The 12,015-nt window shown below is 60.3% G+C and carries 6 protein-coding genes and 5 pseudogenes; 9 read left to right on the top strand and 2 right to left on the bottom strand.

Annotation, left to right across the window (positions count from 1 at the left end; translation table 11 throughout):
* Positions 1-260: 260 nt before the first annotated feature.
* The 4 genes and pseudogenes from P6U30_RS11275 to P6U30_RS11260 form a co-directional block, all read left to right on the top strand.
* A pseudogene (locus P6U30_RS11275) lies at positions 261-1,160 on the top strand (IS481 family transposase); the annotation flags it as partial.
* Positions 1,161-1,553: pseudogene (locus P6U30_RS11270) on the top strand (transposase); the annotation flags it as partial.
* Positions 1,554-2,335: 782 nt separating this feature from the next.
* Positions 2,336-3,139: an isocitrate lyase/phosphoenolpyruvate mutase family protein gene (locus tag P6U30_RS11265; protein WP_407170429.1), complete on the top strand. Its 804-nt coding sequence runs from the start codon at positions 2,336-2,338 to the stop codon at positions 3,137-3,139.
* A gap of 834 nt (positions 3,140-3,973) precedes the next feature.
* Positions 3,974-5,152: pseudogene (locus P6U30_RS11260) on the top strand (2-isopropylmalate synthase); the annotation flags it as partial.
* Positions 5,153-5,423: 271 nt separating this feature from the next.
* On the opposite strand, the gene ltrA reads toward P6U30_RS11260, so the two are convergent.
* Positions 5,424-6,584 (bottom strand): group II intron reverse transcriptase/maturase, encoded by a 1,161-nt coding sequence (gene ltrA / locus P6U30_RS11255; RefSeq protein WP_407169190.1) that lies wholly within the window; start codon positions 6,582-6,584, stop codon positions 5,424-5,426.
* A 178-nt stretch (positions 6,585-6,762) separates the two neighbouring features.
* Here ltrA and istA point away from each other — a divergent pair, with 178 nt between their 5' ends.
* Together istA and istB are read left to right on the top strand one after the other, a co-directional pair.
* Positions 6,763-8,286 (top strand): IS21 family transposase, encoded by a 1,524-nt coding sequence (gene istA, locus P6U30_RS11250; RefSeq protein WP_407169141.1) that lies wholly within the window; start codon positions 6,763-6,765, stop codon positions 8,284-8,286.
* Positions 8,287-8,297: 11 nt separating this feature from the next.
* Complete coding sequence (gene istB / locus P6U30_RS11245; RefSeq protein ID WP_407169189.1) at positions 8,298-9,038, top strand: IS21-like element helper ATPase IstB; 741 nt, start codon at positions 8,298-8,300, stop codon at positions 9,036-9,038.
* Positions 9,039-9,291: 253 nt separating this feature from the next.
* Here istB and P6U30_RS11240 read toward each other — a convergent pair whose 3' ends face one another.
* Positions 9,292-9,801, bottom strand: a complete 510-nt coding sequence (locus P6U30_RS11240; RefSeq protein WP_407169188.1) for a hypothetical protein — start codon at positions 9,799-9,801, stop codon at positions 9,292-9,294.
* A gap of 360 nt (positions 9,802-10,161) precedes the next feature.
* On the opposite strand from P6U30_RS11240, the gene tnpA reads away from it, so the two are divergent.
* From tnpA to tnpC, 3 genes and pseudogenes are all read left to right on the top strand, one after another.
* A complete protein-coding gene (gene tnpA, locus P6U30_RS11235) occupies positions 10,162-10,527 on the top strand; it encodes an IS66-like element accessory protein TnpA (protein WP_407169187.1) in 366 nt (121 codons plus the stop codon).
* A gap of 50 nt (positions 10,528-10,577) precedes the next feature.
* Positions 10,578-10,760: pseudogene (gene tnpB / locus P6U30_RS11230) on the top strand (IS66 family insertion sequence element accessory protein TnpB); the annotation flags it as partial.
* A gap of 97 nt (positions 10,761-10,857) precedes the next feature.
* Positions 10,858-12,009, top strand: a pseudogene (gene tnpC / locus P6U30_RS11225) (IS66 family transposase); the annotation flags it as partial.
* Between the last annotated feature and the right edge of the window lie 6 nt (positions 12,010-12,015).

The following is a 12,015-nucleotide window of genomic DNA, read 5'->3' as shown; positions in this document are numbered from 1 at the left end:
GGTTCCGACAGCATGTCGGAACTTCGACACTCATCATCAGAAGAAACGATCATTTTCGATGTCGCAGGTCCCCGAAAGGCTATTGAGTTTCTCAAGCATCGAGGGATCCCATCTCCGGCTCCACTGCTGAAGCAGAGCTCCACTCCAGAGCAGGATCCGCCGGCCCCTAGCCTAGCTGTGAACTTTCAGGAGGTTGTCCATTCGGCCCCGACCGTGAACGCTGATGTCGCCAAACACACAGTGATTCGCGGGGGAACCGAATGGACACTCACAAGAATGCGCCTCTGACGCCCAAAGGTCGAGAGGCCATGGTGCGCAGTGTTGTTGAAGGCGGGCTCAGCAAGGTCGTAGCTGCACGCCAATTCAACGTTACGCCGAAGACTGTGGCCAAGTGGGTCAACCGTTTCCGCGCCGAAGGTGTAGATGGTTTGCGGGATCGTTCCTCACGGCCTCATTCATTGCCAGGCCAAACCCCGGCGGCCACATGCGCCGTCGTCGAGGCGTTGCGCCGGCGGCGCTACACGGGCAAGCAGATCGCCACTGAGGTCGGAGTATCGGCAGCGACCGTCAGCCGCATCCTGCGCCGGCTCGGCCTGAACAGGCTCGCCGCGCTGGAGCCGGCCGAGCCGATCCGCCGCTACGAGCGCGAGCACCCGGGCGAGCTTATCCATCTCGATATCAAGAAGCTCGGCCGCATCGGCTCGGTGGGACATCGCATCACCGGGCGCTATCCCGGCGCGGTCAATCGCCACCACGGCATCGGCTGGGAGTTCGTCCACGTCTGCATCGACGATGCCTCACGCATCGCCTTCGTCCAGGTCATGGCCGATCAGCGCAAGGAAAGTGCTGTGGCTTTTCTTGAGGCCGCTGTCGCTTACTTTGCCAAACTCGGAGTCCGCGTCGAGCGCGTGATGACAGATAATGGTTCGTGCTACCGCTCAAAGATGTTCCGAGCCGCTTGCAAACGCCTCGGCCTTCGCCAAATCTTCACCAGGCCATATACTCCTAAGACCAACGGCAAAGCCGAGCGCTTCATCCAAACCGCGCTTCGGGCTTATGCGCAAGCCTATCAAAGCTCATATCAGCGAACCGCCGAACTGCCCAACTGGCTCCATCGCTACAATTGGCATCGGCCGCATGGTAGCCTGAAGGCCAACACTGCTGAGGTCGGCGACTTCTCCCGCTTCGACAATCCCCGCCAACTGATGGCGTATCTCGGCCTCGTGCCGTCGGAGCATTCGAGCGGCGCCACCATCCGACGTGGCGGCATCACCAAGGCCGGTAACGCTCTGGCCAGGCGGGCTCTGATCGAGGGGGCATGGACCTGTCGCATGCAAGCCCGCGTCAGTCGCAAGCTCCATGACCGTAACGAGCGCTTGCCTCAAACTATCCGCGATATCGCCTGAAAGGCCCAGGTTAGGCTCTGCGCCCGCTATCGCCGTCTGTCGGCCGCCGGCAAACCCAAGGTGATCGTCACCACCGCCATTGCGCGCGAGATGGTCGGCTTCCTGTGGGCGATCGCTCGTCAAGTACAAGTCGGGCCGGCCGCCTGAAAGAAGGCTGCGCCACCATATCAATATCGGTGCCCAGGGCAGGAGGCAGGGCGCGGTGGAGATTCCTCGTGGCCTGTTATGAGCTGGCATTGCCGACGCTCGCCCCCTAGACCGAGGCAGCCCCAAGACGAAACCACGGTCATGCGGTAGCCAACCCGCGCATGAGAGCTTGATCAACCGTCGTCTTTGGCCCTGCCTCCTACCGTGGACACCTTCAAAGTCCAGCGCCCGGGCGCTGAGCCGAGAGCGGCTCAGCTTGATCAAGTTACTTGACGGCAAACATGAGAGAACAGGCCGTCGCAATTCGATTCGGCTGATGGCACCATCCTTTTCCAAACTCGACTCTCGAACACTCTTAGCAACCGAAGGCGCGTAGAATACGTCCGTCGACGCGGTCTCAACACACGCTAGGGATTGCAAGATCAACAATGCAGTTAAATGAACCCGATGGGCACATCGACTGAGCGAGCAGGTGCTTCGAATTTCCCCGACCGATGATGGAATAATCTCATTATAAGAGCGGCCGCTGCGACTGCGCCTTCTATACGACATGCAAATACTCTGCACCGCAATCAACTACCAACCTTAGTAATTGATCTAGATAACAGAAGCATGCCACCTATCGTTCACCAATGACGGCTGATCAACCGCACTGGCAAGGAGCCAGCATGCGAGACCGATCACAATCTGTTCTCATCAATGGCTCCGATCCGCACGCTGACTCCTCACTTGTTAAAGTGCTAGGCGCTCAGGTCTGCTCCAACAGCGAACTCTCCTTCCTGATGGAAGCGCATGACGGCCTCTCCGCCGCAATCGCCGAGCGCGCAGGTTTCAAGGGTCTCTGGGCGTCGAGCCTGTCAATTGCCTGCTCCCTCAGCTACCGCGATGCCGCCGAAGTGTCATGCAGCCAACTCCTCAGGGTAGTCGAGCGGATAGTTGGCTCTACCGAACTGCCTGTTCTGGTTGACGGAGATACCGGTTTCGATGATTTCAACAGCGCACGCTCCCTCGCCCGCAAGCTTCATCAACGTGGCGCTGCGGGCGTCGCTCTGGAGGACAGCTGTTTTCCGAAGATGAACTCGCTCTTTGGTGAGCGCCCCCTCGCCGATATCAATGAATTCTCCGGCCGCTTGCGCGCCGTGAAGGACACAGTCGCGGACGACTTGGTCCTCGTGGCCCGGATCGAGACGTTCATCGGCGCGCATGGAATCGACGAAACAATTTTGCGCGCTCACGCTTACGCAGACGCGGGCGCCGATGCGATCCTAATTCACTCGCGAAAGAGCACCGCGGACGAAATCCTCTGGTTCGTGCACGCGTGGCGGAACAGGTTGCCCGTCGTGATCGTTCCAACGAAATACGATCGAACGCCCCTCTCCGCATACCGTAACGCCCGCATCTCCGCGGTGATCTGGGCCAACCACTCCATGCAAGCTGCGATAGCGGCCATGCGACAGGTCGACGACCGCATCATCACTGAGGAGAACACCGTCAACACTGAGCTCGACATTGCGACGCTCGACGAGTTCTTCGAACTGTTCATGTACGACGAACTTGCCCGCTCGGAAGCGCGCGCTCCCTACTGACCCAGGGCAATGACTTCTCATTCGCGCTGCAACAGGTCGGAGCGGATTTGGTTGTTTACAAGGCGGCAAATATATTCGTGCACGCAATCGCACTTAGCAAGGAACGCCTCTGCAAGGCCATTTGGTGGATTGGAACACCTCACCAGGCCTTCAGCCGATTAATGAAGGTTTGGCAAGCAGAGACGCAATCGGTGAAACCGTTCCGCCTGATCGTTGGACCAATTTCACGATCCCACGACCGCCTCAAAAATTGGAAAGCATGTGATGCACGATCACACTACTCAGTACCGCGACTGACGCTCTTGCTCATGCTTGGCAGTTAAGAACTTGAATCGGGCGACGGCTGGAGCCCGTCTTCTTCCTCCGCCGGAGTTTTGCGGTGCACTGACTGACGACTATCCATGAACGATTGTCAGGCAGAACTAGCAAGGTTGGTAGTATGCGCCACAAGACCGGCGTTGTAGCACCGCTTGGAGAAATAGAAGCGGGGCGCCCATTGGGGAAGTCAGGGCCGTGAGACACAATTTGCCGGTCTCGCGCGAGCACGGATCGGTGTGCCGCGAACAGTAACGGGAGCAAACGCTGAAGAACCTATGTACGAGAAGGAGCAGATGTGAAGGCGGCGGCTTGCTCTGTTTGGCCGCCTTCATAAGGAAGTCGTCGATGCATGCACAACTGCAGCATCAGCTTACTCCTCGATACGACGCTCCGCTGGCAGTTGCGGAGAAGCGAGATCCGTAGATCATGTTGGGGCGTGTTGCACGAGAGAATATTCTCGGTCTGACTTGGTGTTTTTTGACGGAACACAAGTGAGCAAGTAGCAAGGACGATTCTATGACTTCTATAACCTCGACGTCCGAGAAGGAGCGAATCATTGTCCTCGATACAACGTTGCGTGATGGTGAGCAGTCACCAGGCGCGACAATGGACCTTGGGGAAAAGCTTCAGATAGCAGAGATGCTCGACGAAATGAAGGTTGACGTCATCGAGGCGGGGTTTCCAGCCGCATCGGAGGGAGACTATACAGCAGTACATGCAGTTGCCAAACAAACAAAGAATGCCGTGGTATGCGGACTTTCGCGCGCCAAGTCCGAAGACATAGATCGTTGCGCCGAGGCGGTCAGGCCTGCAAAACGCGGCCGCATTAGCACGTTCATTTCTACTTCGCCAATCCATATGAAGTGGAAGCTTCAGATGGAAGAGGAACAGGTTCGCGAGTTGGTAACCACCCAAGTAACAAGGGCGAGAACGCATACCGACGATGTCGAGTGGTCTTGCGAAGACGCTACGCGCAGCGATCACGAATTCCTATGCCGTTGCATCGAGGCAGCAATCAAGGCCGGAGCCACCACGATCAATCTAGCAGATACTGTCGGCTATTCCATGCCGGAAGAATACGCCGCAATGGTTAGGATGGTGCGGGAACGCGTACCCAATTCTGATAAGGCTCAGCTTTCGGTTCACTGTCACAACGATCTTGGGATGGCAGTTTCGAACTCGCTTGCTGGAATCTGCGCTGGCGCTCGACAGGTTGAGTGCACGATCAATGGAATTGGTGAACGCGCGGGCAACGCGTCTCTGGAAGAAATAGTCATGGCCATTAAGGTTCGCAACGATCTGCTGCCTTATTGGACCAATATTGAGACTCAGATGCTCGCTCGCGCCTCTAAGCTAGTGAGCGAGGCAACTTCATTTCCCGTACAGTATAATAAAGCGATCGTCGGCCGGAATGCGTTCGCGCACGAAGCCGGGATCCATCAAGATGGTATGTTGAAGAATGCGCAGACGTACGAAATTATGAAGCCTGAGAGTGTTGGTGTGGAGCGTACGTCACTCGTAATGGGAAAACACTCCGGCCGCCGTGCATTCGCACGGAAAGTGCAGGAGCTTGGCTACTTGCACTCAGAGCCCGCCTTGGAACATGCATTCATGCAATTTAAAGCTTTAGCAGATCAAAAAAAACACATCTCTGATGAGGATATCAGAGCCTTAGTTGCGGCCGAACTGGCGAGACCGTAGTTCTCCATTCAGCAACCGCAGGACGGCTTCTTCCACGTGCCGGGGTAAGATAGGGGTCGGGAAAGGCTAATCGCCTTCCCACCGGGTCCACAGTGACCTCGCCCCACGAGCTTAATCCAGTTTGAAGTTCGTTCTGGCCTACCACAAGGGCCAGAGCATGAAGCGCAGCCGCTTTTCGGAAGAGTAGATCATCGGGATTTTGAAGGACCACGAGGCCGGCGTTTCGAGGTCGCGGTAGGGACGCTGGTTTCCCAGCGCCCCCCGCTCAGATCCGTACGTGCGGAGCTACCGCATACGGCTCCTGCCTTGGGTCATGCGTGTACCGCGGATTGGGATGCGGATGACAGGCGCGGACTTTCGGGATGTATCGCCTAACGTGACGCTGGAATCGATCCCAGGTCATGCGGGAGCGCTGGCTGCGTCGGCGAAGCGAGCGCAGCCCTGCCCGGCAGACCTCGGCGCGGAACATGCCGAGCCGTTTCAGATTCCCTGGAATCGCGTGGTAGTTCAGGTACCCCTGCACCACGCGACGGAGCCAGGCGCCGATCTCAGCGATGGGCGCATGGCGGCGTTTCATCAGGTCGTGTCGTATCGCCCTCAGCGTCGCCCGCATGCGGGAGGCGATTGTCACGCGCCGGATTGTGAAGTGCGGATTCATTCGGGTCACAGCGCAGATGTGCGTGAACCCGAGGAAGTCGAACGTTTCCGGGCGGCGTTGCCCCCGGCGTGCGCGGCGCTCGGCCGCGTACCGTCCAAATTCCAGAATCCGTGTCTTCTCCTCATTCAGCGAGAGACCGAACTTCGCCATCCGCTCACGCAGTGCGTCGAGAAAGCGTAGGGCCTCGGACTTTGTTTCGAAGCCCACGACCCTGTCGTCCGCATAGCGGACGACGATGACATCCCCTTTCGCCGTTTTGCTTCGCCATTGGTGGGTCCAGAGGTCGAAGACGTAGTGCAGATAAATATTGGCGAGGAGCGGCGAGATCACCGCGCCTTGCGGCGTACCTATCCGTGCTACGGACTTCGATCCACTTTCGACAACGCCAGCGGTCAGCCACTTGCGTATCAATCGCAAGAGCCGGCGGTCTGCAATCCTGTGCTCGAGGAACCGCATCATCCATTCGTGATCGATCGTGTCGAAGAACGAGCGGATGTCGGCGTCGAGCACCCAGTTCACTCTTTTCTGATGGATGCCGATCCAGAGTGCGTCCAGCGCTTTATGCTGACTTCGCCCCTCCCGGAATCCGTAGGAAAAGCCGAGGAAGTCCGCTTCGTAGATTGCATTCAGGACCGTCGTCACCGCGTGCTGGACGATCTTATCCTCCAGCGCAGCGATTCCGAGCGGTCTCAGTTTGCCATTCAACTTGGGGATATACACTCGGCGAGACGGGAGTGCCTGTGCGGATTCCGAGATGATGGTGCGCACCGTACCGACTTGATGGCGCGCAGGGTTCCGAGATGATCGCGCGCAGCATTCCGAGCATTCTCCGCGCAGCATTCCGATTTGATCGCGCGCAGTTTCGGATGGTGTGAGGCCCGATCGCTGGGCCAATTCTCCGGCTGGAAGCAGCTGGGAGGATTGGATGCCGACGAGGAGGGTTATCATGCGCCAGGTGCGCGAGATTGTGAGGTTGAGCCTTGAGGCTGGGCTCTCGACGCGCGTGGTTGGCGAGCGCGTCGGCATCGGACCGACGACGGTACGTGACACGCTGAAGCGGTTTGCGTGCGCGGGTCTGGCATGGCCGGTCCCGGAAGCGACAAGCGACGCCGAGCTGGAGCAACTGCTGTACGGGGTGCCTGGCGTGAAGCCCGGTCGTCGCAAGGTGGCCGAGCCTGACTGGTCCGTTGTTGCCCGCGAGCTCAAGCGCAAGCATGTGACTCTGCAGGTGCTGTGGGACGAGTACATTGCAGAGCATCCGGACGGGTACCGGTACAGCCGCTTCTGTGACTTGTTCCGCAATTGGGAAGGCCGGCTGCCGCTGGTGATGCGCCAGCACCACGGCGGCGGCGAGAAATTGTTTGTCGACTATGCCGGCGACACGGTGCCGGTGGTTGACCGTAAGACTGGCGAGGTGCGTGACGCGCACATCTTCGTGGCGGTCATGGGCGCATCCAGCTTGTCGTTCGCGCTGGCGACGTGGACCGAGCAGCTCGGCGACTGGATCGCGGGACATAACGCGGCCTACAGCTTTTTTGGCGGCGCGACGCAACTGCTGGTGCCCGACAACGCCAAGGTCGCGGTGATCAAGGCCTGCCTCTATGACCCTATGGTCAATCGCAGCTACAGCGATATGGCGCAGCATTACGGCACGGCGATTTTGCCGGCACGGCCGCGTCGCCCGAGAGATAAGGCGAAGGTTGAGGCCTGCGTCGGAATCATCGAGCGCTGGCTGCTGGGGCGGCTGCGCAACCGAACTTTTTACAGCCTGGCCGAACTCAACGGTGCGATCGCCGAGTGGCTGGCCAAGCTCAATGACGGACGGGTGCTGCGCCAGTATGGCCGCACACGGCGCCAGCTGTTCGAGGAAATTGACGCGCCGAATCTTAAACCGCTTCCCGGCGAGCCGTGGGTCCATGCCGAATGGCGCCGATGCCGGGTCGGGCTCGACTATCACGTCGAGATCGAACGACACTACTACTCGGTGCCCTATCGCTTCGCCCGTCGCGAGGTAGAAGCGCGGATCTGTGCGCGAACGGTTGAAATCTTCCTGGGGGGCGAGCGTATTGCCGCGCATATGCGCGGCAGCGGCAACGGGCGGCACACGACGATCAGCGCCCACATGCCCTCCAGCCACCGGCGCTATGGCGAGTGGACGCCGGCAAAGATCCGCAGCGAGGCAAGCCGGATCGGCCCGATGCTGCGCCTGCTGATCGACCGGATCATCGAGGATCGGCCGCATCCCGAACAGGGCTATCGTTCGTGCCTGGGGATCATCCGGCTTGAGAAGCGCTTTGGCGCCGAGCGCCTCGAGGCGGCCGCGCTGCGCGCAATTGAGATCCAGGCTCGCAACTACCCGAGCGTCAAATCGATCCTCGAGAAGGGGCTCGATCGCGTTGCAACGCCCACGTCCCCCGAGCGCGAGCCGATCCTACACACCAACATCAGAGGCTCGGACTATTACCACTAATAGGGAAGAAAATGCTGACACACCCCACGCTCCACTTGCTTACCCAGCTCGGCCTTACCGGCATGGCCGAGGCCTTTAAGAGCCTTGCCGACAACGAGGAGGTCCATGGCCTCGCTCACGCCGAATGGTTGGCGCTGCTGCTGGACCATGAAGCGACCTGGCGTAACAACCGGCGCCTGGCGCTTCGCCTTCGTAAGGCAAAGCTGCGTCATCATGCCGTGCCCGAGGATATCGACTACCGCGCCCCCCGTAGGCTCGACCGCTGCTTGTTCGACATGCTGCTCAAGGGAGACTGGATCAAGAACCACGAGAATTGCGCCATTGTCGGGCCGACAGGCATCGGGAAAAGTTGGCTTGGCTGTGCACTTGGTCACAAGGCCTGCCGGGACAACCACTCGGTACTTTACACCCGGCTGCCGCGGTTGTTCGAAGAACTGGACCTTGCCCGGGGCGACGGCCGACTCAGCTCGCGGATGAAGAGCATAGCCGCCGTCGAGCTCCTGATTTTGGACGATTGGGGCCTCCAGGCCATCGACGCCAACGCGCGGCATCATCTGCTCGAAATCCTCGAAGATCGCTACGGCCGTCGGTCGACGCTCGTCACCAGCCAGCTTCCAATTGCCAAATGGCATGAGCTCATAAACGACCCAACTTATGCTGATGCCATACTCGATCGCCTGCTTCACAACGCTCACAGGCTCGAACTGAACGGTGACTCCATGCGTCGCCCGCCCGTTCTTCCTCGGCCTTGATTACGCGGTCTGCCAATGAAGGCCGAGACTGCAGCCCGCGAAGCTGACCGGCCGCTACGGCACTGTTGGGGGCGCGCGTCCGGTCAGCTTCGCTCCATCGAGCGACACCATCAAACATGCGACGCGATCTCTTCGGCAGCCGCTTGACCACGGGCTAACGATAGTGCCAATTGCCTTTAACGATCGGGTACTTCACCTGCGCGCGATCAGATCGGAACGCTGCGCGGCATCAGATTGGAATACCTGCGCGCGATCATCGGAATCCGCATGCCTGGTAGCGGCCTGATTGGACCGCGTCCCAAAGCGCTGCTATTCGCTCGTCGAGCCCTTCCTCATAGTCGCGCCATGTCATCCCGTCGACGCCGGGCGCCGCGGAGCGCTTCAGTTGCCTGAAGCTTTCCGTCAGCAATTCGCGCGTCACGTGATGCATCAACGCCGTAAACCGTGTCTTCCTATTCCGTCTTGCCAGTTCACGTATAGCCTCCAGCCTCGTCGACGCGCTGGTCCGGCTCAGGGTCCGGGGCGCGGGAGGATGTTTGCTATTGCCCTTGGCTGTCCGCCTTCCCTCCGGACCTTCCGCCAGCAACGGTGTGGACCCGTCGCTTTTGTTCAGGTCGTTCATTGGTACTATGCGGACATCCGACTTCTCGTCGACGATGACGCTGGGCTTATGGCATTCGCCTTTCCCCAGCCTGCCCGAAGGCTGTTCGTCCTCCGGCGACGACGAGATCTCCCAGTTCCTGTGCGAAGGATTTCCCCGCATGCTCAGGGTCTCCGACCGCGTGGAGCCGTTGAGCGGCTAGCGATGTGCGCCGCCCAAAGTGTTGCCTTCCGCTTAGGATAACAGCGTCGGCGCTCCAGACTTCCGATTTCGCGGCTCAATGGCTGGCCTGCGGTTTTCCCTGTCAACGCTTCGAAGTCATCCTCACGAACGCCTCCGCATGACTCGGGGCCAAGGTGGGTCGCTACTCCTTTCCTGTATCGAACTTTCATCGACTATCCTTCGCCAGTTTCACTGGCGCACTATCCGTCCGGTGAAGGCCGCCTTGCCGAATGAGGCGTGTTGTTGAGAACTGTCCTTATGGACAGTGATAGGCGCAGTGCCCAAGTCGAACGGCTTGAGGTGGTGGACACGGGTCGGCGGCGGCGCTGGTCCGAGGACGAGAAGCTCAAGATCGTCCTGGAGAGCTTACAGGCGCCGCGCCAGGTTGCGGCTACGGCGCGGCGGTATGGCGTTTCGCGCTCATTGCTGCTGCGATGGCGACGCTCGTTCCGGCCGGAGCCGAAGGATGTCGCCGATCAACCTGGCTTCGTACCAGCGATACTGATCGCGGAATCAGGGCCGACGCCTGGTCCGGTCGCGTCGGCCGCCGGCGGCGCCATCGAGATCGAGTTTGCGGCCGGGGCTCGGATGCGGATCACGGGTACGGTCGACGCGGCGACGCTGAAGGCCGCCGTGGCGGCTCTGGCAGATGGACGCCTACGGTGATCCCCATCGCGTCGGGGGTCCGGGTGTGGATTGCGACGGGCCACACCGATATGCGTCGTGGCATGAACTCGCTGGGCTTGCTGGTGCAGGAAGCCTTCAAGCGAGACCCGCACGGCGGCGACCTCTATGTGTTCCGTGGCAAAAGCGGCAAGCTGATCAAGATCCTTTGGCACGATGGACTAGGCATGTCGCTTTACGCCAAACGGCTGGAGCGCGGCCGTTTCCTGTGGCCGTCGCCCGCTGATGGCGTGGTGACAATCACCCCAGCCCAGCTTGGCCACCTGCTGGACGATCAAGAAGCTGCGGCACGAGCAGTTCGGACAGCCATCGTTCGAGCGCCGCAAGCCAGCCCGCCGGTCACTGCCGGAGCATTTGCCACAGGAGCGCATTGTCTATCCAGTGCCTGCCAGCTGCCCATGCTGTGGCGACAGCCGATTGCGCAAGATTGGCGAGGACGTGACCGAGACGTTGGAGCTCGTTCCACGCCAGTGGAAGGTGATCCAGCACATGCGCGAGAAGCTCGTCTGCCGGGCCTGCGAAGCGATCACCCAGCCGCCGGCTCCCTCGCATCCGATTGCGCGCGGGCGTGCAAGGCCCAGGCTGCTGGCCCATGTCCTGTTTGCCAAGTATGGCCTGCACCTGCCGCTTCATCGTCAGAGCGATGTCTACCAGCGTGAAGGCATCGACCTCGACGTGTCGACGCTCGCGGACTGGGTAGGTGCCTGCGCGGCAACCCTGATGCCTCTGGTCGATGCGATCCAGAGCCACGTCTTCGCAGCCGAGCGCATCCACGCGGATGACACCACGGTGCCGGTCCAGGCCAAGGGCAAGACTCGGACGGGCCGGCTCTGGACCTACGTACGCGACGACCGTCCGTTTGCTGGCCCAGATCCGCCGGCGGCCGTGTTCTTCTACTCGCCCGATCGTGGCGGTGCGCATCCGGAGCAGCATCTGGCGGGCTATGCCGGACTGATGCAGGCCGACGCCTACGCCGGCTTCGGCAGGCTCTACGAGGTCAATCGCAAGGGCGGCCCGATCATCGAGGCCGCAAGCTGGTCGCACGGCAGGCGCAAGTTTTTTGATCTGGCACGGCTCACCAAGGCGCCGATCGCGGCCGAGGCGGTCAAGCGCGTCGATGTTCTGTTCGCCATTGAGCGCGAGATCAACGGTCTTACTGCGCTGGAGCGTTTGCGTGTACGCCAGGAGCGTAGCCGTCCCCTGATGGTCGAGCTGGAGGCCTGGCTGCGCAAGCAGCGCGCCAAGCTCTCCAGGAACAACGACACGACCAAAGCGATAAACTACTGCCTCAGCCGCTGGGATGCGTTTAGCCGCTTCCTTGATGACGGACGGCTTTGCATGTCGAACAATGCTGCCGAGCGTGAGCTCCGGGCGGTCGCCGTGGGACGAAAAAATTGGACCTTCGCCGGGTCCGACGAGGGTGGCCGGCGTGCGGCTGCCGTCTACAGCCTCATCGCCACGGCACTATGC

The sequence above is a fragment of the Bradyrhizobium sp. ORS 111 genome, assembly GCF_045571485.1.
Classification (GTDB): Bacteria; Pseudomonadota; Alphaproteobacteria; order Rhizobiales; family Xanthobacteraceae; genus Bradyrhizobium.
Note: the sequence above shows the minus strand (reverse complement) of the source record. Positions and strands in the feature narration are given on the sequence as shown.

What these genes read in the sequence shown, in the direction of transcription:
- P6U30_RS11265 (WP_407170429.1), top strand. Translation starts at nt 2,336, where the DNA reads ATGGAAGCGCATGACGGCCTCTCCGCCGCAATCGCCGAGCGCGCAGGT.
- istA (WP_407169141.1), top strand. Translation starts at nt 6,763, where the DNA reads ATGCGCCAGGTGCGCGAGATTGTGAGGTTGAGCCTTGAGGCTGGGCTC.
- istB (WP_407169189.1), top strand. Translation starts at nt 8,298, where the DNA reads ATGCTGACACACCCCACGCTCCACTTGCTTACCCAGCTCGGCCTTACC.
- P6U30_RS11240 (WP_407169188.1), bottom strand. Translation starts at nt 9,801, where the DNA reads ATGCGGGGAAATCCTTCGCACAGGAACTGGGAGATCTCGTCGTCGCCG.